This is a genomic window from Mesopusillimonas faecipullorum (genome assembly GCF_020539505.1).
Classification (GTDB): Bacteria; Pseudomonadota; Gammaproteobacteria; order Burkholderiales; family Burkholderiaceae_B; genus Mesopusillimonas; species Mesopusillimonas faecipullorum.
The window spans coordinates 214,449-238,524 of record NZ_JACDXW010000002.1; the positions used below are offsets into that span (position 1 = coordinate 214,449).

Consider the following 24,076-nt stretch of genomic DNA (forward strand, 5'->3'; position numbering starts at 1 on the left):
GGGTAAGATAGCGGTATGAACTCATTGCGACTTTCTTCTTCTTTGCGCTGGGGCGCCGCCGCCTCGCTGATACTACTGATTGTGTTGTGTTTGGTGTGGGAGCTTTGGCTGGCGCCCTTGCGCCCCGGCGGTTCGTGGTTGGTGCTAAAAGTACTGCCCTTGCTGTTGCCTTTGCGCGGCGTGTTGAAGGGCAGCCTTTACACCATGCAATGGGCCTCCATGCTGATTCTGCTTTATTTGATGGAAGGCGTGGTGCGTGCGTATTCCGACCCCTCTGCGCTGTCTGCAGCGCTGGGTGGGGTAGAAGTCGTGCTGGCGTTGGTGTTTTACTTGTGCGCTATCTTTTATGTGCGGCCTGCCAAGCGTGCAGCCCGTCAACGCATCAAGGCCGGGAGCAGTGCATGAGCCTGATCAAACCCGAAGACCTGAAAATTGCCAATCGCTACGCCAGCCTGCCAGAAACGTTTTACACCAAGCTGCCGCCCACTCCGCTGAAGCAACCGCGCTTATTGCATGCCAACGACGAGGCCGCGCAGTTGCTAGGCCTTACCGCACAGACCTTAGCCCAGCCGGAATGGGTGCAAGTGCTGGCCGGCAGTGCCCCCTTACCCGGCGGCAGCAGTTTGGCTGCCGTTTACAGCGGCCATCAGTTTGGCGTGTGGGCCGGGCAGTTGGGCGACGGCAGGGCGCATTTGCTGGGCGAAATCGTAGGCCCACATGGCAATTGGGAAGTGCAGTTAAAAGGCTCGGGGCTGACCCCTTATTCGCGCATGGGCGACGGCAAGGCCGTGATTCGTTCTTCTGTGCGTGAATACCTGGCCAGCGAAGCCATGCATGGCCTGGGCATCCCCACCACGCGGGCTTTGTCGCTGGTGGTGGCGGACGACCCCGTCTACCGCGAAACCGTGGAAAGGGCCGCTGTGGTCGCCCGATTGGCGCCCAGCTTCATCCGGTTCGGCACCTTCGAACATTGGGCGCGCCAGCCCGAAGCTTTGCGCCGCTTGTTCGATTTCACCGTCGACAATTATTTTCCTGCCCTGCGGCAAGAACAAAACGGGCCCTATAGCGGCCCGCAAGCACTGACCCAGCGCTTTTTACACGAAGTGGTAGAGCGCAGCGCCAGGCTGGTGGCGGGCTGGCAAACCGTGGGCTTTTGTCATGGCGTCATGAACACCGACAATATGTCGATTCTGGGCCTGACGCTGGATTACGGCCCTTATGGCTTCATGGACGCCTTCCGCATCGACCACATTTGCAACCATACCGATAGACAAGGCCGTTATGCCTGGCATGCCCAGCCCTCGGTCATGCACTGGAATCTGTGCCGTTTGGCCGAAAGCCTCTTGCCCTTGGGTGTGGACGTCGAACAGGCCAAGACGGTGCTCAGCCATTTTGAAGCGGCCTTTTTGCAGGAGTTTCAGGGGCGCTTGCAAGCCAAAATGGGCTTGGGGCAATGGCGGGAAGGCGACAGCCAGCTGGTAGACGACTGGTGGCGCCTGCTGCACACGCAACAAGCCGACTTTACCCTGTGCTTTCGACGCCTGGCACAAGTGCCGGCCTCTGACACCGAATTTCTTGCGCTGTTTGCCGACGACGCACCCGCACGCGAATGGCTGCTGCGCTATCGCGAACGGGTAGGCGAACAGGCCTGGGCCGATCCGCAGCGTTTGGCCGGCATGAACGCAGCAAACCCCTTGTACGTATTGCGCAATTACCTGGCCGAACAAGCCATACGCGGCGCCGAGCGTGACGACCCCACCGAGATAGACGTGCTGATGCGCTTGTTGCGCACACCGTGTACCGAGCAAACCGGGGCGCAGGCTTACGCGCAGGCGGCACCAGACTGGGCCAGAGAGCTTTCCGTCAGTTGTTCTTCGTAAGGTCGTTTGTTGGGCCGGCCCGGCCAATGCCATAATTGCGTATCTAGCAGCTATTTTTGATTATTTTCTATGTCAGGCAATACCTTGGGTAAGCTTTTTTGTGTCAGTAATTTCGGCGAATCGCATGGCCCGGCCATCGGCGCCGTGGTCGACGGCTGCCCGCCCGGGCTGGCTTTGTCCGAGGCCGACATTCAGGCCGAACTCGACCGCCGTCGCCCAGGCACTTCGCGCCACGTCACCCAGCGCCAAGAGGCTGACCAGGTAGAGATTTTGTCTGGTGTCTACGAAGGGCAGACCACGGGTGTGCCCATTGCTTTGCTTATCCGCAATACCGACGCGCGCAGCAAAGACTATTCCAATATTGCCGACACCTTCCGGCCCGGTCATGCCGATTACGCCTATTGGAAGAAGTACGGTGTACGCGACCCACGTGGCGGGGGGCGCTCTTCGGCGCGCCTAACGGCTCCCACCGTCGCCGCCGGCGCTATCGCACGCAAATGGCTGCTTAACGAACACGGCATCGTCATTCGCGGCTACATGAGCCAGCTGGGCCCCATACAGATTCCCTTCGAATCCTGGGAAGAAGTCCCCAACAACCCGTTTTACGCGCCCAATGCCGGCGTGGTTCAGCAGTTGGAAGACTATATGGACCAACTGCGCCGTGATGGCGATTCCATCGGCGCGCGTATCGAGGTGGTAGCTGAAGGCGTGCCCGCCGGTTGGGGCGAACCCATTTACGACAGGCTCGACGCCGACATCGCCCACGCCATGATGGGTTTGAACGCGGTCAAAGGCGTTTCTATCGGTGCCGGTTTCGATTGCATTGCCCAGAAAGGTTCGGAACACGGCGACGAAATCACCCCCGAAGGCTTCTTAAGCAATCACGCCGGCGGCGTGCTGGGCGGTATTTCCTCGGGGCAGTCCGTAACGGTGTCGCTGGCCATCAAACCCACCTCCAGCATTCGTGTTGAAAAACGTTCGGTAGATCGTCAAGGCAATCCCACACTGGTGCAAACCTTGGGGCGCCATGATCCCTGCGTAGGCATACGCGCCACCCCCATCGCCGAAGCCTTGTTGGCTATCGTTCTCATGGATCACGCTTTGCGCCATAGGGGGCAGACCGGACGTTAAGGCCACAAGAGGAGTACACATGCACACCACCAGCACAGTGAACAAGGCGGCAGCCAAACAAGGCTGGCGCACTAAAACAGCGGCTCTGGCGGTTTGCGCCGGGCTGATCGGCGTTACGGGTTGCGCCCCCATGAACACCACGCAAAGCGGGGCGGTTGGTATTAACCGTACCCAATACATGTCCAGCATGGTGCCCGAACAGCAGTTGCAAGCTGAAGCCGCCAGCCAGTACAACCAACTGGTGCAACAAGCCAAAGCCCAGAAAGCGCTGAACCCCTCTGCGGCGCAAACCAAACGCGTGCGCGGCATCAGCCAAAATCTGATCAAGCAGGTGGGGGTGTTCAGGCCCGATGCGGCGGCCTGGAACTGGGAAGTCAATGTGCTGGATTCAGATGAAGTCAACGCATGGTGCATGCCTGGCGGCAAGATTGCGGTGTACACCGGTTTGATAGAGCAGCTGAAAGCCACCGACGACGAACTCGCGGCGGTGATAGGCCACGAAATCGCCCACGCGCTGCGTGAACACGCACGTGAGCGGGTGTCGCAGCAAATGGCTACCGGCATAGGCTTAAGCATATTGGCCGCTGTTACCGGCAGCAATGCCACGGCTGACTTAGGGGGCCAGCTTTCGCAAGTGATGTTTACCTTGCCCAATAGCCGTACCCACGAAACCGAAGCCGATCGCATGGGCGTAGAACTTGCCGCACGCGCCGGTTACGACCCGCGCGCCGCGGTCACGCTGTGGCGCAAAATGGCTTCGGCAGGGGGCGGCGGCCAGCCCGAGTTCCTTTCCACCCACCCATCGCCTACCACCCGCATCGCCGACCTCGAAAAGATTTCCGAGCAGATGATGCCGCTGTATCAGCAGGCCGGTGGTAAGCGTTAAGGGCTGGGCATTGACTAGGGTTTCGGCCAGACAGGTAGTCGCTATACCAGTATAAATTGTCTTCTTGTACTAGCTTAAAAGCGGATCGATAATATCGGTATGGCAAGGCCGGCGCATAGCCGGCGTGTACCGATTGATACCTCCTTTTTAAAAGCGAGCACCGAGATGGCCCAGACCCTTTATGACAAGCTGTGGGAAGCCCATATCGTCGACCAAGAGCCCGACGGCACCTGTTTGATCTATATCGACCGTCACCTGTTGCACGAGGTGACCAGTCCCCAGGCTTTTGAAGGCCTGAGCTTGGCCAGCCGCAAGCCCTGGCGCATTTCCGCCAACTTGGCAGTGGCTGATCACAACGTGCCCACCACCGATCGTAGCCAAGGCATAGACGACCCCATTTCGCGTCTTCAGGTAGACACCCTGGACGAAAACTGCGAAAACTTCGGCATTACCGAATTTCGCATGAACGACATGCGCCAAGGCATCGTGCACGTGATCGGGCCTGAACAAGGCGCCACGTTGCCCGGCATGACCGTCGTCTGTGGCGACTCGCACACCAGCACCCACGGTGCGGTGGGCGCCTTGGCCTTTGGTATCGGCACCTCCGAAGTCGAGCACACCTTGGCCACGCAAACCCTGCTCATGAAAAAGAGCAAGAACATGCTGGTCAAGGTTGAAGGCAAGATGCCCGAAGGCTGTACCGCCAAAGACTTGGTGCTGTATGTGATCGGCAAAATCGGCACGGCGGGCGGTACGGGCTACGCCATAGAATTCGCCGGTTCAGCCGTGCGCGAATTGTCGGTGGAAGGCCGCATGACCGTGTGCAATATGGCAATTGAAGCCGGTGCGCGCTCGGGCATGGTCGCCGTCGACGATAAAACCATAGAGTATTTCCGTGGTCGCCCCTATGCGCCTACGGGTGCCGCCTGGGACGAGGCCGTTGAATACTGGAAGACTTTGCACAGCGACGAAGGGGCGCAGTTTGACTTGGTGGTCGAACTGGATGCCGCCGACATTGTGCCGCAGGTAAGCTGGGGCACATCGCCCGAAATGGTGTTGCCGGTGACCGACAAAGTGCCCGATCCCGCTGGCGAATCTGATCCAGTCAAACGCAGCGGCATGGAACGCGCCCTTGAGTACATGGGCTTGCAAGCCAATATGCCGATTACCGATGTGCAGATCGACAAAGTGTTCATAGGTTCGTGTACCAACTCGCGTATTGAAGACATACGCGCGGCTGCCGAAGTGGCCAAGGGCCGCAAGGTAGCGCCCAACGTCAAGCTGGCCATGGTGGTGCCAGGTTCGGGCTTGGTCAAGCAACAAGCCGAAAAAGAAGGTTTGGACAAAATTTTGCTGGAAGCCGGTTTCGAATGGCGTGAGCCGGGCTGTTCGATGTGCTTGGCCATGAACGCCGACCGCCTGGAACCCGGCGAGCGTTGCGCCTCGACCTCGAACCGCAACTTCGAAGGGCGCCAAGGGCAGGGCGGGCGCACCCACTTGGTCAGCCCCGCGATGGCAGCCGCAGCCGCCATCGCCGGTCATTTTGTCGATATTCGTCAATTCTAAGGAGCCATCATGCAGGCATTTACCAAGCACACGGGCCTGGTGGCACCGTTAGACCGCGAAAACGTCGATACCGACTTGATCATTCCCAAGCAGTTTCTTAAGTCGATCAAACGCACGGGTTTCGGCCCCAATCTGTTCGACGAGTTGCGTTATCTGGACCACGGCGAACCTGGCATGGATAACAGCAAGCGCCCGCTGAACCCGGATTTTTCGCTGAATCAGCCGCGTTATCAAGGCGCCAGTGTGTTGCTGGCCCGCAAAAACTTTGGTTGTGGTTCCAGCCGCGAACACGCGCCTTGGGCGCTGATGCAATATGGTTTTCGCGCCATTATTGCGCCGTCGTACGCTGATATTTTCTTTAACAATAGCTTCAAGAACGGCTTGCTGCCCATTATTTTGCCCGAGCAAACGGTGGCTCAGTTGTTCGAAGAGCTGTATGCACAAGAGGGTTACAGTCTGACGATAGACTTGGCGGCGCAGCAAGTGGTGTCGCCTTCGGGGCAAACCTATGGTTTCGAGATCGACGAGTTTCGCAAGCATAGTTTGCTGAATGGTTTGGACGAAATTGCAACGACCTTACAGAAGGCCGAGAAGATCCGTGCGTTTGAGCAGCAGCGTTTGGCGCGGCATCCTTGGCTGGCGGCGGAGCGGGTTTAAAGCTTAGTGGGTGGGTGTTAGTGTGTTTTTGCGGGTTGCGTGCTAACCCCTTAGGTGCTAACTCGCCCGCCACTGGGGCAATGCATTCCAGGCCCGGTCAGTTGGCTCGACCACACCAGCATGTGGTCTCGGCCCGCTGCGCGGGCTTCCCGCCTTCCAACGTGCCTGGAATGCATTGCCCCAGCGGCGTGCTGGACGGCGGTGTTCAGGCATCTGTTGGAAATACGTTGGGCCTAACAAAGACGAAACTAAGTTACGCTAAACACCACCGCCTAGCACTGTGCCGTAGCAGCCGTTTTCGGCACGTTGGAGCGAGGGTAGCCCCGAAGGGGCCGAGGGCGCCTGCTGGCGCGCCCGAGCCGAACGACCGGGCCGGAAACGGCTGCTACGGCACAGCGCGGGTTAGTAAAAAGTAAAAAATCTTCTCATCAACCGAATTAAGCAATAGAACAGAGCACAGACATGCATCAAATCGCAGTTTTACCCGGTGATGGCATCGGCCCCGAAATTACCGAACAAGCCGTACGCGTATTGACCGCCCTGGGCCTGCCGCTTGAGCTGCAAACCCAGCCGGTAGGCGGCGCGGCCTATGCCGCTCATGGTCACCCCCTGCCCGAAGCCACCCTCAAACTAGCGCAATCGGCGCGTGCCATTTTGTTTGGCGCCGTAGGCGACTGGAAATACGACAATCTGGAACGCCACCTGCGCCCCGAGCAAGCCATTCTGGGCCTGCGCAAAGCGCTGGGCTTGTTCGCCAATCTTCGCCCGGCCATTCTGTACCCACAACTGGCCAATGCTTCCACGCTTAAGCCCGAAGTGGTGGCCGGCCTGGATATCCTGATCGTGCGCGAACTGACGGGCGACATCTATTTCGGTCAGCCGCGCGGTGTGCGTACTCTGGAAGACGGCCCTTTCAAAGGCGAGCGTCAGGGTTTCGACACCATGCACTACGCCGAAAGCGAAATCCGCCGTATTGCTCACATTGCCTTCCAGGCAGCACTCAAACGCAACAAAAAGCTGTGCAGCGTAGACAAAGCCAATGTGCTGGAAACCTCGCAATTCTGGCGCGACGTGATGATTGCGGTGTCGGCTGAATACCCCGAGGTCGAACTGTCGCACATGTATGTCGACAACGCCGCCATGCAATTGGTGCGCGCACCCAAAGAATTCGACGTGGTGGTGACCGGCAACCTGTTTGGCGACATTCTGTCTGACGAAGCCGCCATGCTGACGGGTTCCATAGGCATGCTGCCTTCGGCCTCGCTGAACGCTGCGGGCCAAGGTCTGTACGAGCCCAGCCATGGTTCGGCCCCCGATATCGCCGGTCAGAACATCGCCAACCCCTTGGCCACGATACTGTCAGCCGCCATGCTGCTGCGTTATTCGCTGGATGAAGCCGCTCAAGCCGACCGCATCGAAGCCGCTGTTCAAAGCGTGTTAGAGCAAGGCTTGCGCACCGCTGACATCTACGAGCCGGGCATGTTGCGGGTATCTACCTCGGAAATGGGCGACGCTGTCTTGAAGGCGTTAAAATAAAGCGATTCCTTAATCCGACCTTATACAGAGACTTTCAATTATGACGCAAGCAGTGGGCCTAGTCGGCTGGCGTGGCATGGTGGGTTCCGTCCTCATGCAACGCATGCGCGACGAAGGCGATTTCTCCTTATTCGAACCCGTCTTCTTTTCCACCAGCAACGCCGGTGGCGCTGCGCCCTCGTGGGCTTCGGGCGCTGGCCCTTTGCAAGACGCCTACGATATTCAAGCCCTTAAAAAGCTGCCTATTATCGTTACGGCTCAGGGTGGCGATTACACCAAGCGTGTGTACGACACCCTGCGTCAAGAAGGTTGGAATGGTCTCTGGATAGACGCGGCCAGCACGCTGCGCATGAAAGAAGACGCAGTCATTGTTCTCGATCCAGTCAATCGTAACGTCATCGACGCTGCGCTGGCCAAGGGCGTGAAGAACTTCGTCGGTGGTAACTGCACGGTCAGCTGCATGCTGATCGGCTTGGCCGGCTTGTTCAAGCAAGATCTGGTCGAGTGGATGACCAGCATGACCTACCAAGCGGCGTCGGGCGGCGGTGCGCAACACATGCGCGAACTCCTTACCCAGTTCGGTCTGCTCAACCAATCGGTTGCGGGCTTGCTCGAAGACCCGGCCTCGGCCATTCTTGAAATCGACCGTGGCGTGTTGGCCAAGCAGCAAGACCCTGCCTTGCCGCGTGATCACTTCGGCGTACCGCTGGCCGGTAGCCTCATCCCCTGGATAGACAGCGACTTGGGTAATGGCATGTCGCGCGAAGAATGGAAAGGCGGCGCTGAAACCAACAAGATCCTGGGCCGTGGCGAAGGTTTCAATACCGCGCCCGTACCGGTAGACGGTCTGTGCGTGCGTATCGGCGCCATGCGCTGCCACAGCCAGGCCTTAACCATCAAGCTCAGGCGCGACGTGCCGCTGGACGAAATCAACAGCATCATCAGCGAAGGTTCGCAGTGGGCCAAGGTCGTTCCCAACGAGCGCGAGGCCACCATGCAGCAACTTACGCCGGTAGCGGTTACGGGTACGCTGGATATCCCCGTGGGCCGTATGCGCAAGTTGGCCATGGGTGACGACTACCTTAGCGCCTTCACTGTAGGCGATCAACTGTTGTGGGGTGCGGCTGAGCCGCTACGCCGTATGCTGCGCATCGCGTTGGGCGAACTGTAACAAGCAAAGGAAGCACCCATGCAAGTCACCCGCCAGACGCCTCGTGTGCGCCTTGTTCGTCATACTTTGCTGGCGGGTGCGCTGCTTGCCGCATTGGCAGTTGGTACAACGGCTAACGCAGCTCGTGTAGGCCATGCGCGCATGGTCTCCACGTCGGGGCAACCCTTGGCGGTCGAACTTGCTTTGCGCGAAGTCCAAGCTGGCCAGGCCGACGCCACGTCAGCCCGTGCCGCCCCCGCGCAAGCCTGGCGCGATGCGGGGCTGACGCCTCCTGTGGCCCTAGAAAGCTTGTCCTTCCAGGTGCTGCCCGGCTCGGTGGCGGGTACGCAAGTGGTTCAGGTGCGTTCCAACGAAACTTTTCACGGCGATATCGCCGATCTGCTGCTAGACATCCGCACCGCAGGCGGGCAATTTTTGCATCAGGTCAGCGTGATGGCGCCCGATGCCCGCTCGCCCAAGGTGGCATTGGCTGCCACCAGCGCCGGGCAGGGTAGTGGCAGCGCAAGCCGGGCTGCAAATATGGCAGCCGGCACGCAAAAGGCGGGGCTTGGCGCATCGGGCCAAGACAGCATACGCGTCAAACGCGGCAATACCTTGTACAGCATTGCTCGCAGCAACGCGGTGCCGGGCGTGTCTGTGCACCAAATGATGATGGCGCTGCAAGCAATCAACCCCGAGGCCTTTATAGATGGCAACGTCAATCGGCTTAAAGCGGGCGCCACCCTGCGTTTGCCCACCGCCGACGAACTGGCCGTGCTTTCCGACGCGCAGGCTCGCCGCTTGTTCCAAGAGCAAGGCGAAGCCTTTGCCGCGTATCGCGATCGCATCGCGGGTATGCGTGGCCAAGCTGCCAGCGGTGACGCCACGCAAGGGCAGGTAGCGGCAGAAGGCGCGGCGGCGTCTGCGCCGGTGGCTTCCGCTGCCACCGACCAACTGGTGCTTTCGGGCAATCAGTCTGCTGCCGATGCCCGGGCCGACAACCGTTTGGCCTCGGATAAAAACATTGCTGACAGCCGCGATCGCATCGCCGAGCTTGAAGGCAACGTTCAGGCATTAAGCCAGGCAGTCAATCAAGGCCAGGGCGGGGCGGCGGCTCAAGGCAATGGAGCAGGCGCACCAGGGGCTGCGGGCCAGGGCGATCAGGCCGCAGGCCAGCAAGCAGGGCAAGCCGGTGAAAACAGCACTCCGGCTGCCAGCGCTGGCTCTGCGCAGGACGGCACCGCCGGTACCGGGGCTAACGACGCCCCTGGCTTGCCCATAGGGCAGGCAGCAGCCGACGCTCATGCAGCAGGGGCTGCAAGCAATAATTCCAAGGTGGCCCAAACGGGTTCACCCACGGCGCAAGACGCCGAAGCAACAGAATCGTGGTGGCAAAGGCATATGCTGGGTATCGTAACGGGCCTGTTGGCCTTGCTGGTGTTGTTGTTGGTGTGGTGGTTGCGCCGTGCCGGCGTTAATCGTGGCGATGCCGATCGCGGCGCGCCCATCACCGAAGACATGGTCAGGCAAAAGCTCGAGCAAATCGATCTGGACCTTAACGACGATACGCCCGCTGCTGACGCTTCCCGCCGCAACGGCGGCAATAAGTCCGTTTAAATCTTATGCAACGCATTGCCCTGGGCCTGGCCTACGACGGCTCGGGCTGGCGTGGCTGGCAGACCCAGCCGGGTGGCACCGGTGTGCAAGACGCCCTGGAAGCCGCGCTGCAGCAGTTTCTGGGGCATGAGTGCCCCACGATTTGCGCGGGTCGCACCGACACCGGTGTGCATGCCTTGTCGCAAGTGGTGCATCTGGAAACCCCCAAACATCGCGAGCTGCAATCTTGGGTGCGTGGCTTGAATGCCCTGCTTCCCGACAGCGTGGCCGTGCAATGGGCGCAGCCGGTTTCCGCGGATTTTCATGCCCGTTATGGTGCGCGCTCGCGCACCTATCTGTATGTCGTGCGTCAGGCTGCCGTGCGCTCACCCTTGTTGCGTGAACGGACGGGGTGGGTGTTTCAGCCTTTGAATCTGGAAGCCATGCAGCAAGCCGTGCTGGCTTTGCCGGGCCAGCACGATTTCAGCAGTTTCCGTTCGTCGCAATGCCAGGCGGCCAGCCCGGTGCGTACCATGACGGCGGCCAGCGTGACGCAGCAGGGGGTGTTCTACGTTTTTCGTTTCACCGCCAATGCTTTTCTGCACCACATGGTGCGCAACTTGGTGGGGGCCTTGCTGTACATAGGCATGGGCAGACAAGCCGCCCAGTGGATGGCAGAATTGCTATTGCAGCGTGACCGTCGTTTGGCCGCGCCTACGTTTTCACCTTCGGGCCTGTATCTGGCCGGTGTTGATTACGACCCGGTACATGGCCTGCCCACCGGCAATATCGAGGCAACCTGGGCTCAGCATCTGCCCTGGTTTTCTTGAGCCGCCCAGTGCGGCACCCCATAGGTTTAGGAGTCTTACATGCGTACCCGAGTCAAAATCTGCGGCCTGACCCGCGAGGACGATATTCGTGCCGCTTGCACCTTGGGCGCAGACGCCATAGGCATGGTGTTTTACCCGCCCAGCCCGCGTCACCTGACGATAGAACGCGCCGCCCGTTTGCGCCGTGAAGTGCCGGTGTTGGTTTCTATGGTGGCTTTGTTCGTCAACCCCAGCGAAGCCGAAGTGCGCGAAGTCATCCAGCAGCTGCACCCCAACGTGTTGCAGTTTCACGGTGAAGAAACCGTAGAGTTTTGCGAGCAATTCGGCTTGCCTTACTTCAAGGCATTTCGTGCGGGCGGGCCTGGCATGGAAACCGCGCAGGCGCTGGCACAGGCCTGCCAAGGCTTTGCCTCGGCAGCCGCCTGGCTGTTCGATAGCTATAGCACCGGTTACGGCGGCAGCGGCCTCAGTTTTGACCCAGCCCTGCTAGACGAGGTGCTGGCCTTGAAAGACACACCGCCCCTTATCATGAGCGGCGGTCTGCAAACTGTTACGGTAGGCGGGGTGATCCGCCATCTGCATCCTTACGCCGTTGATGTTTCCAGTGGCGTGGAAGAGAGCAAAGGCATTAAATCGGTAGAAAAAATCGCGGCCTTTTTACGCGCCGTGCGCGAGGCCGACGGCGCGCGCATGGGCTAGCGCGCCATCTGCGTCTAAGCTTTAATCGTGGGCGCTGCCCACCAACTCGTTCACATCGTTGATTCCCTGGTCTAGCAAATACTGACGCAGATCCGCTATGGCGCGAGGCAGCGCCATGGGGTCAACGTAGTTGATGGTGCCAAAAGCCACAGCGCGTGCACCGGCGGCCATAAATTCCACCACATCGCGATAATCGCTGACCCCGCCCATTCCAAACAGGGGAATCTGTACGCTGCGATAAAGCTGCCACACCATATAAACCGCCATGGGCTTAATTGCCGCGCCCGACAAGGCGCCAATTTTGTTGCCGATGATGGGCTTGCGGGTTTGGTAGTCTATGCACATGGCGCGGGGCGCGTTCACCAGGGCAATCGCGTCGGCACCGGCGGCTTCCACCGCTTTGGCCACATTCACCAGAGAAGAATAATCTGGCGCCAGCTTGGCGATGACAGGTAAGCGAGTCGCCTTGCGCACGCGCGCCACCAGTCGGCTGGCGGCTGCCGGGTCATAACCAAAATCCAGGCCGCCTTGCTTCAGATTGGGGCAGGAAAGGTTAAGCTCCAGCCCGGCTAGAAAACCCAGGGCATCGCATTTTTCTACGATTTCCACGTATTCGTCTTCGGTGCGGCCAATCACGCTTTGAATCACCGGCAGCTTCAAATCGCGCAATATCTGGGCGTCTTTGGCGGCAAAGGTTTCCCAGTCATTGCTGGGAATGCCCACCGAGCTATGCAGGCCTGCCGTTACTTCATACACCCTAGGCGCGGGGTTTCCCGGCCAACGATAGTTGCGTATGGTCTTGGGCACCAAGGCGCCCATGGTTTCCACCGGAAAAAACTGGCTAAAGTTACCATGATGGCCGTAGGTGCCCGAACCCACGGTAAGGGGGTTCTTCATGGTGATGCCGGCTATCTGCACAGCCAAAGAAGGCTGGTCATGGCCCACTTGCTCTTGGGCTTCAGGGGCGGGTGTCAAAGTGGTGTCAAGCATGAATAACCTCCCAAGTGTTGAAGACAGGGCCGTAATGGCACACTTCGCGCAGCGCGGTTTCGGGTTTGCCGCGCTCGATAGTGACGGGAATCACGCAGCCGTGGCAATCACCAAAACCACAGGCCATGTGTTGTTCCATGGCAATTTCGGCAGGTACGCCCTGGCGGCTGGCCACTTCGTTTATGGCCTTGGCCAGTCGGTTCGAACCGCATACATAAAAAGCGTCGAAGTCCAGTTCTTGGCTGAGCGCCACCAGCGGGTCGGTGACCTTGGCTTGGCTGTTTTCTTCGTCGGTATGGGTATGAACCGCAAAACCATATTCGGCGAAGATGTCTTCAGCTACCAGGTTGTCGCGTGTGCGGGCACTAAGGTAGGCGTACACCTGAACACCACGGCGAGCGGCTTCGTCTACCAAAGTAGGCAGGGCGGCGATGCCGATGCCACGGCCCACCACGGCAATACGTTTGGCATGTTCGGGCAGGCTGAAGCCCTGGCCCAATGGCCCGATCAGGTCGCACAAGCCTCCGGCATGCAAGGTTTCCTTCATCAAACGGGTGCCTTCACCTATGACTTTGTAGGCCACTTGCAGGCGACGGCGGTCTTCGCTGATGCGGTACACGCTAAAGGGACGGCGCAGATAAGGCGTCAGGTTGTCGCCGATACGGATATTGACGAACTGCCCCGGCTTGAGAGCGCTCGCCATGCTGGGGCACTCCACCTCTAGCAGCCAGTAGTCTCCGGTGAGATGTCTATTGAAGACGATAGGTGCGGTAAGTTGTTCCATGCTCTCTCCAAGAATAAATTGGATTTTTGTATCCAGTACAGCTTAAAAAAAGAGGCTCAAGGCGCTTAGGGCGTCACTTCTCCCACTAAAGGGGTCTGTATGCTGGCTTGCCATTGTGCGCTTTCAGCCAGCAAGCCTTGCGTGCTTAGATAATGCAGCTTGGCAAAAGCTGCGGCGGGTGTGAGGTCTAGGCCGGCAATAACACCTTGTTGTGCAAAGGCTTGGCCGGACTCATAAACACCCAGATCTTTAACGGCGGCGTAGGGGCATTGCGATACCGCCACCACCGGCGTGCCGGCATGGTGCAATTGACCCAAAGCCGTGCAGAGCTGGCGGTTGATGCTGGGGCCTGCCCCTATGCCATACATTTCAAGCACCAGGCCTTGCGGGTGGGCCTGGCCCACGGCCTGTACGACCGAAGCGGGAATACCGGGGTAAAGGCGCAGCAGGCCCACGCTGGCACTGATGCCGTTTAATTTGGGTGCGGCGCTAATCGCCTGTTTGGGCAGCAAATACTGCCCATGCAGTGTTGCGTGGCGGCGTGTGTCGCCTAAAACCGGCCAATGCGGTGAGGCAAAGCCTTCATCGGGTGACGGCCCCAGTTTGACCACACGATTGCCGCGCAGCAGTTGGCCGCCAAAACAAAGAGCCACCTCGTGCAAATCGCTTAACAGCGCGCAGCGCAAGGCCGCCAGCAAATTGGCGGGGGCATCGCTATATTGCACCCCAAGCGGCAGTTGCGAAGCGGTGATCACCACCGGGCGGCCAAACCCCTGCATCAGAAAAGACAAGAAGCTGGCGGCGTAAGCCAGCGTGTCGGTGCCATGCAAAATAACGGCGCCATCGATGCGATCTTGCCAGCGCCACAAAATTTGCGCCTGGGCGTACCAGTCGCCGGCTTGCGCATTGGCGCTGTCAAGCAAAGGCGCCATGCTTTCCACATGCCAACGGTGCGGCCGCAGATCGTCGTACTGGGCGGTTTGTTCGGCCACGTAATCGGGCAGGGCGGCGCCCGGCACATACCCCCGGCTGCTGGGCACCATGCCTATGGTGCCGCCTGCATAAAGCACGAGGATGCGGCGCGGCGTATTCATGCCAGTTCTGCCACTTTGGCTACGTTGATCAGTGCGTGGCCGCGTACGATTTGTTCGAGCAGGGTAGGGTCTTTGTGCTCGATGGCGCTAAGAATTTTTTGATGCTCTGAACCGTTGATTTCCATCTCGCGGCTTTGCGCGTAATAGCGCCGGTAATACGGCAGCAGCATCAGGCGCATACGCTCGGTCTGTTGCAGCAGCAAAGCACGCTGGCTTAAAGACGTTAAATAGTTGTGGAATTCGTCGTGCAAGGCCATCCAGGTGCCCAAGGAATCCACCGCTTTAAGCATTTTGCGGCGCAGGTGGTCTAGCTCTTCGAGTTCGTTGGGGCCGATATTGGGTAAGGCCAGGCGCGCGGCCAAGCCTTCCAGCACGGCCCGCATCTCTATCAGTTGGGTGACCTCGGATTGCGAGTACTTGGCCACCGCTGCACCGCGGTTGGCAAAAATGGTCACGACACCTGCGCCTTCAAGACTGCGCAGGGCGTCGCGCACCGGCATGCGGCTGATACCCAATGCATCGGCAATGGTTTCAGAAGGCACGCGCATGCCCGGCGTCAGTTCGCCGGACAAAATACCGTTCAAAATATACTGATACGCCTGTTCGACCGGTGAAAGGGTGCGATCAATAGGCGTCGGAACAGTGCTCGGCGCAGGCCGCCCGGTGGGGCGAAGGGTAGGCTGAGATGGAGTAGCTATTGAATTCATGCGCTGGGGCCCGATAGGCATTCTTCTATCAAAGCGTAATATACCTTAGAGATTTTTACCAAATCTTCGACCAGCACGTGTTCTTCGCTGGAATGAAACTGATGCACTTCGCCCGGCCCCAGCATCACTGCGGGTATGCCGTCGCGGCTGAAGTAACCGGCATCCAGCGCAAAATTGCAATAAAAACTGGGGGCCTCTTGGCCGGTCACCTGGCGATAGGCTTGATCCAGGTGCTTAAAGAAGGGGCTGTCGGTAGACAACTCGTTGGGATACATGACCGGCCCTAATTCGAAAGCAGCCTTCCAGGGTTCGGGTATGTGCAGCGCTTCTTGAATGGCAGACAAGGCTTCTTGCGGCTCTTCGCCGGGCAAGAGGCGCCTATCGTAGGTGACGCGCACAGTATCGGGCACGGTGTGCGTGGCGCGTGGGCTGCTGGAAACAGCAGTGGGCGTTAGCGTAGCCGGGCCGAAAGCGGGGTGTTCGGGCACGCCTAAATCCAGGGACTCAAACTGTGTGATCACCCGGCAGGCCCCGGCAATGGCGTTGATGCCCTCCCAGGGAACCGAGCTATGCGAGGTTTTACCAGCCACGATGACGTCAAAATCTATGCGGCCCTTGTTGCCTATGGCCACTTTGCTGTCGGTGCCTATGCATACCACGGCGTACTGGGGTGGGGCAGGCAAGCGTTTCATGACGCTGGCAAGGGCGTCGTGGCGACCGGTTTCGCCTGCCGTCAGCAAGGTAAATATCAAGCGCCCTTGCAATTGACCATGCGCCAAAGCTTGTTCGATAGCGCCTATGGCCGCGGTCAGGGCGGTTTTCTGTTCGGCCACGCCACGCCCACGCACCGCTTGGCCGCGTGGCGTGTCGATAAGTTCGGCGGTAAAGGGATTTTGCATACGGGCGGCCGGATGCGTCATGGCATAGCCCACAAACATCAAAGAGCGCCCGGTGTCGGCAGGCCCGATGGCTGCGATCACGTTGCCCATCTCGTCGAATTCGATTTCCAAGCCCAAAGCTTTCAGCTTGGGGGCTGCGCATTCCCGGATAAAAGCCTGGACTTCAGGGTCGCTTTCTTGCAGGTCGGTTTGCTGACTGGGAAAGCGCACAAAAGTTTGCAGCAGCGGAACCAGGGAGGCGGCTTCTGTGGGGCTGATATTCGGCATGATGTCTCCTGATGTTTATTGAATTGGATACAAAGATACAGCAAAACCTATTCTAGCGTCAAAGGTGATTTTCCGTTACCCAGGTGAAAATCCAGTGCCTGAGTTCTTTATCAACGCTTAAAATGAGATGAAAAGACAAGGTAAAAACACAAATACCATTGATAAACAACATAAAACATAGAGATGGAAAGAGTTTTCAGGGTGTGAAATAAAAATAGGAAAGCGCCTGCTATCAAATAATTTCCTATCGATTACCCTAATCCATGATCCATCATATTGGATACGATGATACTATTTTTCCCGTTCTGCCGTTATTTTGCGGCTGGATATGAACCTTCGGAGATCGTGAATGGGAACGGTGAATCAAACCAAGCTGCCGACAGCTTCGGACGAAAGGGTGGGGGTACTGGATTTCTATGGCGACATGACGCCCAAAACACGCAAGGCGTTCTGGGCGTGTTCGGCGGGGTTTGCGCTAGACGCCATGGACTTCATGATGTTTCCGCTGCTCATAGGCACGCTGATTGCGCTGTGGGGCATGGATGGCGCCACAGCGGGCGGTATTGCCACTATCTCTCTGTGGTCTAGCGCCGTCGGCGGTTGGTTGGGAGGCTTCTTGTCGGATCGCGTGGGGCGCGTACGCACCATGCAAATCACGGTGTTGCTGTTTTCGGTGGGCAGCTTGCTTTCGGGTTTCGCGCAAAGCCCCGAGCAACTGGCTATTTACCGAGCCTTGCTGGGTATCGGTTTTGGCGGTGAAGCCGCAGTAGCTGCCGTCACCTTGTCCGAAGCGGTCAGCGCCAAGTACCGTGGCCGGGTCATGGGTTTTTATGCTTCCAGCTATGCAGTCGGTTGGGCCATTGCCGTGTTGGCGCAATTGCTCACTTTTTATCTGTTCGAGCCCGAAATCGCCTGGCGCGTCATGTTTTTCATCGGTGCACTGCCTGCCATCTTGATTTTCTACATCCGTCGTCACGTCGAAGAGCCTGCCATTGCTGCGCGCGCCAAGCGCGAACAGGGCCGGCCATCGTTAATGGGTATTTTTACCAACGGCAATCTGCGCAGCACCATACTAGGCTCCTTGCTTTCCATAGGGGCGCAGGGTGGTTTTTACTCGCTCATGATCTGGATGCCGCAGTTTCTGCGCGCCGAACGCAATATCTCGGTCATAGGTTCTACGCCTTATTTATTGGTGGTCATCTTCGGCGCCTTTCTCGGTTATGTCACAGGGGGTTGGCTTTCCGACCGCATGGGCAGGCGTTTTGTCTTCATAGGCTCGTCTATTTTGGCTGCCTCGCTGGCCTATGTTTATACCCATATTCCTCAGTTGTCCGACAACATTATGTTGCTCATCGGCTTTCCACTGGGTTTTGTGGCCAGTTCTTATTATTCGGCGGTGCTGCCTTGCCTGAACGAGCTTTTTCCCACCTCGGTGCGGGGTTCGGGGGTGGGCTTTACCTATAACGCCGGTCGCGCAGTGGGCGGTTTGTTCCCCTTCTTGGTGGGTGCCTTTACTGCCACCATGCCGCTTTCCAGCGCCATCTGCCTGTTCGCATTGATATCGTATGGTTTGTTGCTGGTCACGGCCTTATTCATAGGTGAAACCAACGGCACCGAGTTGCGAGCTTAAGATTCCTTTCAGGAGCACACATGAGACAAGCAGTTCACTTTCTCTTGAATGGCCAGCTGCGCCGCCTGGAGGCATTCGACCCCACCCTTACCGTGCTGCGTTACCTGCGCGAAACCGAAGCCTTGCTTGGCACCAAAGAAGGCTGTGCCGAGGGCGACTGTGGGGCGTGCACGGCGGTGGTGGCCGACCTGCACGAAGGGCAGTTGCGCTATCGGGCGGTCAATAGCTGCATACAGTTTGTCGCCCAGCTAGACGGCAAGGCGCTATTTACCGTAGAAGCCTTGCAAAGCCAGGCCGGCCTGCACCCTGTGCAACAAGCGATGGTGGATTGCCATGGTTCCCAATGCGGGTTTTGCACGCCGGGCTTTGTCATGTCTATGTATGCGGGCAGCCTGAATGGCGTCAAGCCGCAGCGCCAGGCCATTAATGAAATGCTGGCGGGTAATCTGTGCCGGTGCACGGGCTATACGCCCATTATCGAAGCCGCCACCCGTGTGCTTAGCCAGGCACCGCAACCCGCCTGTGCGCCCGCCGCCTTGCAACAGCAGCTCGAAGCCTTGCCCAAACATGAAGGCTTCGAGCTGGAATACCAAGGGCGGCGTTTCATTGCCCCCGCCAACAGCGAAGAACTGGCGCAAGTCTTGCAGCGCCATCCCGACGCAACCTTGTTAGCGGGTGGTACCGATGTGGGCTTGTTCGTTACCAAGCAGCACCGCAGCCTGGCTACCGTCGTGCATTTGGAAAAAATCCCCGAGCTTTCACAGATACGGCAAGAGGGCGGGGGTGTGCGCATAGGCGCCGCGGTCAGCTACCAGCGTGCCCGTAGCGCTCTGTCGCGCTTATATCCCGCCTTGGACGCCCTGGTGTCGCGAGTCGGGGCGGTACAAGTGCGCAGCATGGGCACGGTAGGGGGCAATATCGGCAATGGTTCGCCCATAGGCGACATGCCCCCGGCCCTGATAGCCGCTGGCGCCCAGTTAACGCTGCGCTGCGGCTCAGAGGTACGCAGCTTGCCGCTGGAAGACTACTTCATTGCCTACGGCAAACAGAATAGGCAAGTGGGCGAATGGATAGAGTCTATCTGGGTGCCCGAACCGCCAGCCAATGCGGTATATCGCGTGTACAAGATTACCAAGCGCTTCGAGCAAGACATCTCTTCGGTATGCGGCGCTTTCAATATCGGCCTGCTGTACCACGGCGACATACCCACGGTGGAATCTGCGCGGATTTGCTTTGGCGGCATGGCCGGCACCCCCTTGCGCGCCACGGGCTGCGAACGCTGGCTGGTGGGTAGGCCCTGGAATGCCGAAACCATAGAACAGGCGGCGGCCATATTGGGCCGCGAATACACCCCGCTAAGCGATTTTCGCGCCAGTGCCGAGTACAGAAGCCTGGTGGCAGCCAATTTGTTGCGGCGTCTGTATGCGCAAACGGTGGGCCAGGAAGACTGCGCCATTGCCTGTTGATTCAAGGGAAAAACTATGAGCAACGAAACCCCCTACACCCAAGTTCGCGTCTCGCAAGCGCACGACAGCGCTTGCCAGCAAGTGGCCGGCGCGGCTTTGTATATAGACGACATCCCCGAGCCGCGTGGCACGCTGCAGGTATACGTGGCGCAAAGCCCTCATGCGCATGCGCGCATTCTGCAATGTGAGCTTGACGATGTGGCGCATCAGCCCGGCGTGGCGGCTGTCGTTACCCTTGAAGACATTCCCGGTGTGGTGGATGTCAGTTGCATTCATGCCGGAGACGAACCCGTTTTCGCCCAAGGCACCGTGCAGTTTCTGGGTCAGCCTATTTATGCGGTGGCTGCCGAAACCCTAGACGCCGCACGGCTTGCCACCCAACACGCACGTATTGAATACGAACCCTTGCCGGCCGTTTTGACGGTAGAACAAGCCATGGCGCAGCAAAGCTTTGTGCTGCCCCCACGCAAAATCAAACGTGGCGACCCAGATACTGCGCTGCAAGGGGCCAAGCATAGATTGCAGGGCAGCTTGCGTACCGGCGGGCAAGACCACTTTTACCTGGAAAGCCATATTTCGTTGGCCGTGCCCGAAGACGATGGCGGCATGTTGATTTACTGCTCTACCCAGAACCCCAGCGAAGTGCAAAGCCTGTGCGCGCGCGTATTAGATTTACCCGACGCTGCCGTGAAGGTGCAGGTGCGGCGTATGGGCGGCGCTTTTGGCGGTAAAGAGACCCAACCCGCGCAGCTTGCGATTATTGCCGCGTTGGTGGCGTGCAAAACCGGGCGCCCGGCCAAAGTGCGCTTAGATCGGGACGACGATATGCGCATGACGGGCAAGCGTCACGCCTTCGTTATTGACTACGACATAGGCTTTGACGACCAAGGCCTTATAGAAGGTGTGCGCTTTGTGCAGAAAGTGCGCTGTGGCTACACGGCTGATTTATCGGGCGCGGTGGCGGACCGAGGCGTCTTGCATTGCGACAACAGCTATTACCTGGCCAATGTGGCGGTAGAGTCTTATCGCTGCCGCACCAACACCGTTTCCGACACCGCCTTTCGCGGCTTTGGTATTCCGCAAGGAGTGATGGGTATAGAGCGCGCCATGCTGGATATTGCCCAGCATCTGGGCCTAGACCCGCTGGAAGTTAGGCGCCGCAACCTTTACGGCCCGGGCCGTGACCAAACGCATTACGGCCAAACCTTAAGCAATATGATTTTGCCGGAAATCATAGACCAGCTGGTGGAGGAATCGCGCTATGACGAGCGCCGTCAGGCCGTGCAAGCCTTTAACCAAACGCATCGCTATCTTAAAAAGGGTATTGCACTGACGCCCGTGATGATGGGCATCAGCTTCACGCGCTTGCACTTGAATCAGGGCGGGGCGTTCATCAATATCTATAAAGACGGCAGTATCGCCCTGAACCACGGCGGCACGGAAATGGGCCAAGGCTTATTTATTAAAGTGGCGCAGATCGTGGCGCACGAACTGGGTGTGGGCGTAGAAAAAGTGCGCATTACCGCCACCACCACCGAAAAAGTCCCCAATACCTCGGCCACCGCCTCGTCGGCGGGTTCCGATCTGAACGGCATGGCAGCCCGCGACGCGGCGCTGAAGCTAAAAGGGCGCTTAAGCGAAGTAGCCTGCCGACATTTCGGTGCCGAAGCTGAGGCCATCGTCTTTCAAGACGGCCATGTGCAAGCGGGCGAGCAGCGCATCAGCTTTGAAAAACTGGTGGGGCTGGCCTATCTGGAGCGCACCTCGCTTTCGGCCACCGGCTTTTTCAAAACGCCCGATATTCACTTTGATAACGACACTTTTCATGGCCACCCCTTTTTGTATTTTGCCTATGGTGCGGCAGTTTCCGAGGTGCTGGTCGACACTTTGACCGGCGAGTACCGGGTAGAGCGTGTGGATATTTTGCACGACGTGGGGCGCTCGCTGAACCCTGCCATAGACATAGGCCAGATAGAAGGCGGCTTTATCCAGGGCATGGGTTGGCTGACCAGCGAAGAGCTGCACTGGGACGACAAAGGCAGGCTACGCACGCATGCGCCTTCTACCTATAAAATCCCTTCGGTGGGCAACCGGCCCGACGTGATGAACGTCAAGCTGATGGAAAATCCTGCTTTCCGTTCGGCTACCCCTTATCACTCCAAGGCAGTGGGCGAGCCGCCTCTTATGCTGGCCGTGTCGGTGTATCAGGCCTTGTTGGAAGCGGCTTCGGAAGTGGTGCCGCGCCCAGCCATGGATGCACCGATTACGCCTGAAAGAGTATTGCTGGCCAAACCTATGGCAGGCGCTAAGCAAGCGTGCGCCAAAGGGCTAGGGCGGGAAGAGGCCGCCACCCTGTTGTAAAACGTGTATCAGGCGCAGGGTAAATTGGACAAAAACGGAAAAATCCCCCTATAATGCAAGGCTTTGCAGCGTTTTCAGTATTTAAGCGCGGCGAAAAAAGCAGTAGTAAGCACAAAGCAGTAATACAAAGCAGTACCCACAAGCAATGCCCAGGTTTAGCAAGCGCCCTTAGGTTGGGGTCACCTGCCATTGTCAATTCAAAAAGAGTTTGTCATGCCCAAGATGAAAACCAAACGCGGCGCCGCAAAGCGCTTCGTTGTCCGCGGCAGCGGTTCCATCAAGCGTGGTCAGGCGTTCAAGCGCCACATTCTGACCAAGAAAACCACCAAGAACAAGCGCCAACTGCGCGGCTCCGTCGAAGTTCATGCTTCCGACGTCGCCTCGGTCAAGGCCATGTTGCCTTTCGCTTGATAGATAACGGAGAACCACTATGCCACGCGTCAAACGCGGCGTAACCGCCCGCGCCCGTCACAAAAAAGTCATTAACGCTGCCAAAGGCTACCGCGGTCGCCGCGGCAACGTATTCCGGATAGCCAAACAGGCTGTCATGAAGGCTGGTCAATATGCATACCGCGACCGCCGCAACAAAAAGCGTACTTTCCGCGCACTCTGGATCACCCGTATCAACGCGGGTTGCCGTGAACTCGGTATCACTTACAGCGCGTTCATCGCCGGCACCAAAAAAGCTGCCATCGAGCTCGACCGCAAAGTGTTGGCCGACATGGCCGTCAACGACAAGGCTGGTTTTGCAGCAGTGGTTGCGCAAGCGCGCAATGCCCTGGCAGCCTAATCCTGTCGCACTAGTCGTTCGCATTCGGTAATGCTGCAAACGGGGCTCCGCTAGGGCTCCGTTTGTTTTTTGGGAAACGCAAAAATGAGCTCTACGGTTGAAGATCTGGTCGTCCAGGCCGAAGCCGCATTTAGCCAGGCCGACGGCCCGGCTGCGCTGGAAGACGCCAAGGCCAAGTTCCTGGGCAAGCAGGGTGCACTGACGGCCCTGCTTAAAGGCCTGGGTCAAATGACGCCCGAGGAAAAGCGCGAGCAGGGTGGCCGCATCAATCAGGCCAAACAGCAAATCGAAGCTTTGCTCAACGCGCGTCGCCAAGGCTTGGCCAAGGCCGAGCTCGACCGCCGCCTGGCTCAAGAAACCATAGATGTCACCTTGCCCGGCCGTGGCCGCAGCGTAGGCGGCATTCACCCGGTGATTCAAACCTGGCAGCGTGTCGAAGCCATTTTTGCGTCCATCGGTTTCGAAGTGGCCGACGGCCCCGAGATCGAGAACGACTGGACCAACTTCACTGCCTTGAACAACCCGGAGAACCATCCGGCGCGTTCCATGCAAGACACCTTCTACGTCGACATGCAGGACGAGCACGGCCTGCCGCTGCTGCTGCGCACGCACACCAGCCCTATGCAGGTTCGTTATGCGCGCATGAACAAGCCACCCATCAAGGTCATTGCCCCTGGGCGCACCTACCGGGTAGACAGCGACGCCACGCACTCGCCCATGTTCCATCAGGTCGAAGGCCTGTGGATAGCCGAAGACATTTCCTTCGCCGACCTGAAAGGCGTCTATACCAATTTCCTGAAAGCCTTCTTCGAAACCGACGACCTTACCGTCCGTTTCCGGCCGTCTTTCTTCCCCTTCACCGAGCCATCCGCCGAGATCGACATGATGTTCACCTCCGGCCCCAATCGCGGGCGCTGGCTGGAGATCTCCGGTTCGGGGCAGGTGCACCCCCAGGTGGTGCGTAACTTCGGGCTAGACCCAGAACGCTATATCGGTTTTGCCTTCGGCTCCGGCCTAGAGCGGCTTACCATGCTGCGTTACGGCGTCGACGATCTTCGTCTGTTTTTCGAAGGCGATCTGCGCTTCCTGAAGCAGTTCAACCGCTGACGCGCCCAGGCGCGGTGAGCCGCGCCTTTTCCTCCTGGCACCTCCCACTG

At 58.6% G+C, this 24,076-nt stretch carries 22 protein-coding genes; 17 read left to right on the forward strand and 5 right to left on the reverse strand.

Annotated elements, in window-relative coordinates; translation table 11 throughout:
- Positions 1-15 precede the first annotated feature (15 nt).
- The 11 genes from H0484_RS04415 to H0484_RS04465 all read left to right on the forward strand — a co-directional run bounded on the left by H0484_RS04415 (position 16) and on the right by H0484_RS04465 (position 11,931).
- Positions 16-405, forward strand: coding sequence for a DUF2069 domain-containing protein (locus tag H0484_RS04415; protein WP_226953237.1), 390 nt, complete (start codon positions 16-18; stop codon positions 403-405).
- Positions 402-1,880: a protein adenylyltransferase SelO gene (locus tag H0484_RS04420; RefSeq protein WP_226953238.1), complete on the forward strand. Its 1,479-nt coding sequence runs from the start codon at positions 402-404 to the stop codon at positions 1,878-1,880. Before H0484_RS04415 ends, H0484_RS04420 begins: the two co-directional genes overlap by 4 nt.
- 69 nt (positions 1,881-1,949) lie before the next feature.
- Positions 1,950-3,011 carry a chorismate synthase gene (aroC, locus tag H0484_RS04425; RefSeq protein ID WP_226953239.1) on the forward strand — a complete coding sequence of 354 codons (1,062 nt, stop codon included), beginning with the start codon at positions 1,950-1,952 and terminating at the stop codon, positions 3,009-3,011.
- Between the two features lie 19 nt (positions 3,012-3,030).
- The gene (locus H0484_RS04430; RefSeq protein WP_226953240.1) at positions 3,031-3,897 is read left to right on the forward strand and encodes a M48 family metallopeptidase; all 867 of its coding nucleotides are present in this window, start codon (positions 3,031-3,033) and stop codon (positions 3,895-3,897) included.
- 165 nt (positions 3,898-4,062) lie between these two features.
- Complete coding sequence (leuC, locus tag H0484_RS04435) at positions 4,063-5,463, forward strand: 3-isopropylmalate dehydratase large subunit (RefSeq protein WP_226953241.1); 1,401 nt, start codon at positions 4,063-4,065, stop codon at positions 5,461-5,463.
- A gap of 9 nt (positions 5,464-5,472) precedes the next feature.
- On the forward strand, positions 5,473-6,120 hold the full coding sequence (gene leuD, locus H0484_RS04440; protein ID WP_226953242.1) for a 3-isopropylmalate dehydratase small subunit: 648 nt from the start codon (positions 5,473-5,475) through the stop codon (positions 6,118-6,120).
- A 462-nt stretch (positions 6,121-6,582) separates the two neighbouring features.
- Complete coding sequence (leuB, locus tag H0484_RS04445; protein WP_226953243.1) at positions 6,583-7,656, forward strand: 3-isopropylmalate dehydrogenase; 1,074 nt, start codon at positions 6,583-6,585, stop codon at positions 7,654-7,656.
- Between the two features lie 40 nt (positions 7,657-7,696).
- Positions 7,697-8,827, forward strand: coding sequence for an aspartate-semialdehyde dehydrogenase (asd, locus tag H0484_RS04450; protein WP_226953244.1), 1,131 nt, complete (start codon positions 7,697-7,699; stop codon positions 8,825-8,827).
- 18 nt (positions 8,828-8,845) lie between these two features.
- Positions 8,846-10,423, forward strand: a complete 1,578-nt coding sequence (locus H0484_RS04455) for a type IV pilus assembly protein FimV (protein ID WP_226953245.1) — start codon at positions 8,846-8,848, stop codon at positions 10,421-10,423.
- Positions 10,424-10,428: 5 nt separating this feature from the next.
- On the forward strand, positions 10,429-11,232 hold the full coding sequence (gene truA, locus H0484_RS04460) for a tRNA pseudouridine(38-40) synthase TruA (protein ID WP_226953246.1): 804 nt from the start codon (positions 10,429-10,431) through the stop codon (positions 11,230-11,232).
- 39 nt (positions 11,233-11,271) lie between these two features.
- A complete protein-coding gene (locus tag H0484_RS04465; RefSeq protein ID WP_226953247.1) occupies positions 11,272-11,931 on the forward strand; it encodes a phosphoribosylanthranilate isomerase in 660 nt (219 codons plus the stop codon).
- A gap of 21 nt (positions 11,932-11,952) precedes the next feature.
- Here the strand turns inward: H0484_RS04465 and H0484_RS04470 are convergent, their stop codons facing one another.
- From H0484_RS04470 to H0484_RS04490, 5 genes are all read right to left on the reverse strand, one after another.
- A complete protein-coding gene (locus H0484_RS04470; RefSeq protein ID WP_226953248.1) occupies positions 11,953-12,921 on the reverse strand; it encodes a dihydroorotate dehydrogenase in 969 nt (322 codons plus the stop codon).
- Positions 12,914-13,705: a dihydroorotate dehydrogenase electron transfer subunit gene (locus tag H0484_RS04475; RefSeq protein ID WP_226953249.1), complete on the reverse strand. Its 792-nt coding sequence runs from the start codon at positions 13,703-13,705 to the stop codon at positions 12,914-12,916. The genes H0484_RS04470 and H0484_RS04475 overlap by 8 nt, the downstream gene beginning before the upstream one ends.
- A 65-nt stretch (positions 13,706-13,770) precedes the next feature.
- Positions 13,771-14,799 carry an asparaginase gene (locus H0484_RS04480; RefSeq protein WP_226953250.1) on the reverse strand — a complete coding sequence of 343 codons (1,029 nt, stop codon included), beginning with the start codon at positions 14,797-14,799 and terminating at the stop codon, positions 13,771-13,773.
- A complete protein-coding gene (locus H0484_RS04485) occupies positions 14,796-15,506 on the reverse strand; it encodes a GntR family transcriptional regulator (RefSeq protein WP_226953251.1) in 711 nt (236 codons plus the stop codon). Before H0484_RS04485 ends, H0484_RS04480 begins: the two co-directional genes overlap by 4 nt.
- A complete protein-coding gene (locus H0484_RS04490; protein ID WP_226953252.1) occupies positions 15,503-16,672 on the reverse strand; it encodes a M20 family metallopeptidase in 1,170 nt (389 codons plus the stop codon). The genes H0484_RS04485 and H0484_RS04490 overlap by 4 nt, the downstream gene beginning before the upstream one ends.
- A 349-nt stretch (positions 16,673-17,021) precedes the next feature.
- On the opposite strand from H0484_RS04490, the gene H0484_RS04495 reads away from it, so the two are divergent.
- The 6 genes from H0484_RS04495 (at position 17,022) to pheS (ending at position 24,026) form a co-directional block, all read left to right on the forward strand.
- Positions 17,022-18,302 carry an MFS transporter gene (locus H0484_RS04495; RefSeq protein ID WP_226953253.1) on the forward strand — a complete coding sequence of 427 codons (1,281 nt, stop codon included), beginning with the start codon at positions 17,022-17,024 and terminating at the stop codon, positions 18,300-18,302.
- A 20-nt stretch (positions 18,303-18,322) separates the two neighbouring features.
- Positions 18,323-19,768 (forward strand): xanthine dehydrogenase small subunit, encoded by a 1,446-nt coding sequence (xdhA, locus tag H0484_RS04500; protein WP_226953254.1) that lies wholly within the window; start codon positions 18,323-18,325, stop codon positions 19,766-19,768.
- A gap of 15 nt (positions 19,769-19,783) precedes the next feature.
- On the forward strand, positions 19,784-22,129 hold the full coding sequence (gene xdhB, locus H0484_RS04505; protein WP_226953255.1) for a xanthine dehydrogenase molybdopterin binding subunit: 2,346 nt from the start codon (positions 19,784-19,786) through the stop codon (positions 22,127-22,129).
- A 213-nt stretch (positions 22,130-22,342) separates the two neighbouring features.
- The gene (gene rpmI, locus H0484_RS04510; protein ID WP_226953256.1) at positions 22,343-22,540 is read left to right on the forward strand and encodes a 50S ribosomal protein L35; all 198 of its coding nucleotides are present in this window, start codon (positions 22,343-22,345) and stop codon (positions 22,538-22,540) included.
- A gap of 19 nt (positions 22,541-22,559) precedes the next feature.
- Entirely contained in the window at positions 22,560-22,919 is a 360-nt protein-coding gene (gene rplT, locus H0484_RS04515) for a 50S ribosomal protein L20 (RefSeq protein ID WP_226953257.1), read from the forward strand.
- Positions 22,920-23,003: 84 nt separating this feature from the next.
- Positions 23,004-24,026 (forward strand): phenylalanine--tRNA ligase subunit alpha, encoded by a 1,023-nt coding sequence (pheS, locus tag H0484_RS04520; protein WP_226953258.1) that lies wholly within the window; start codon positions 23,004-23,006, stop codon positions 24,024-24,026.
- Positions 24,027-24,076: the final 50 nt, after the last annotated feature.

Excerpts from the sequence above, each read along its gene's own strand:
- H0484_RS04415 (WP_226953237.1), top strand. The coding sequence starts at position 16 with ATGAACTCATTGCGACTTTCTTCTTCTTTGCGCTGGGGCGCCGCCGCC.
- H0484_RS04420 (WP_226953238.1), top strand. The coding sequence starts at position 402 with ATGAGCCTGATCAAACCCGAAGACCTGAAAATTGCCAATCGCTACGCC.
- aroC (WP_226953239.1), top strand. The coding sequence starts at position 1,950 with ATGTCAGGCAATACCTTGGGTAAGCTTTTTTGTGTCAGTAATTTCGGC.
- H0484_RS04430 (WP_226953240.1), top strand. The coding sequence starts at position 3,031 with ATGCACACCACCAGCACAGTGAACAAGGCGGCAGCCAAACAAGGCTGG.
- leuC (WP_226953241.1), top strand. The coding sequence starts at position 4,063 with ATGGCCCAGACCCTTTATGACAAGCTGTGGGAAGCCCATATCGTCGAC.
- leuD (WP_226953242.1), top strand. The coding sequence starts at position 5,473 with ATGCAGGCATTTACCAAGCACACGGGCCTGGTGGCACCGTTAGACCGC.
- leuB (WP_226953243.1), top strand. The coding sequence starts at position 6,583 with ATGCATCAAATCGCAGTTTTACCCGGTGATGGCATCGGCCCCGAAATT.
- asd (WP_226953244.1), top strand. The coding sequence starts at position 7,697 with ATGACGCAAGCAGTGGGCCTAGTCGGCTGGCGTGGCATGGTGGGTTCC.
- H0484_RS04455 (WP_226953245.1), top strand. The coding sequence starts at position 8,846 with ATGCAAGTCACCCGCCAGACGCCTCGTGTGCGCCTTGTTCGTCATACT.
- truA (WP_226953246.1), top strand. The coding sequence starts at position 10,429 with ATGCAACGCATTGCCCTGGGCCTGGCCTACGACGGCTCGGGCTGGCGT.
- H0484_RS04465 (WP_226953247.1), top strand. The coding sequence starts at position 11,272 with ATGCGTACCCGAGTCAAAATCTGCGGCCTGACCCGCGAGGACGATATT.
- H0484_RS04470 (WP_226953248.1), bottom strand. The coding sequence starts at position 12,921 with ATGCTTGACACCACTTTGACACCCGCCCCTGAAGCCCAAGAGCAAGTG.
- H0484_RS04475 (WP_226953249.1), bottom strand. The coding sequence starts at position 13,705 with ATGGAACAACTTACCGCACCTATCGTCTTCAATAGACATCTCACCGGA.
- H0484_RS04480 (WP_226953250.1), bottom strand. The coding sequence starts at position 14,799 with ATGAATACGCCGCGCCGCATCCTCGTGCTTTATGCAGGCGGCACCATA.
- H0484_RS04485 (WP_226953251.1), bottom strand. The coding sequence starts at position 15,506 with ATGAATTCAATAGCTACTCCATCTCAGCCTACCCTTCGCCCCACCGGG.
- H0484_RS04490 (WP_226953252.1), bottom strand. The coding sequence starts at position 16,672 with ATGCCGAATATCAGCCCCACAGAAGCCGCCTCCCTGGTTCCGCTGCTG.
- H0484_RS04495 (WP_226953253.1), top strand. The coding sequence starts at position 17,022 with ATGGGAACGGTGAATCAAACCAAGCTGCCGACAGCTTCGGACGAAAGG.
- xdhA (WP_226953254.1), top strand. The coding sequence starts at position 18,323 with ATGAGACAAGCAGTTCACTTTCTCTTGAATGGCCAGCTGCGCCGCCTG.
- xdhB (WP_226953255.1), top strand. The coding sequence starts at position 19,784 with ATGAGCAACGAAACCCCCTACACCCAAGTTCGCGTCTCGCAAGCGCAC.
- rpmI (WP_226953256.1), top strand. The coding sequence starts at position 22,343 with ATGCCCAAGATGAAAACCAAACGCGGCGCCGCAAAGCGCTTCGTTGTC.
- rplT (WP_226953257.1), top strand. The coding sequence starts at position 22,560 with ATGCCACGCGTCAAACGCGGCGTAACCGCCCGCGCCCGTCACAAAAAA.
- pheS (WP_226953258.1), top strand. The coding sequence starts at position 23,004 with ATGAGCTCTACGGTTGAAGATCTGGTCGTCCAGGCCGAAGCCGCATTT.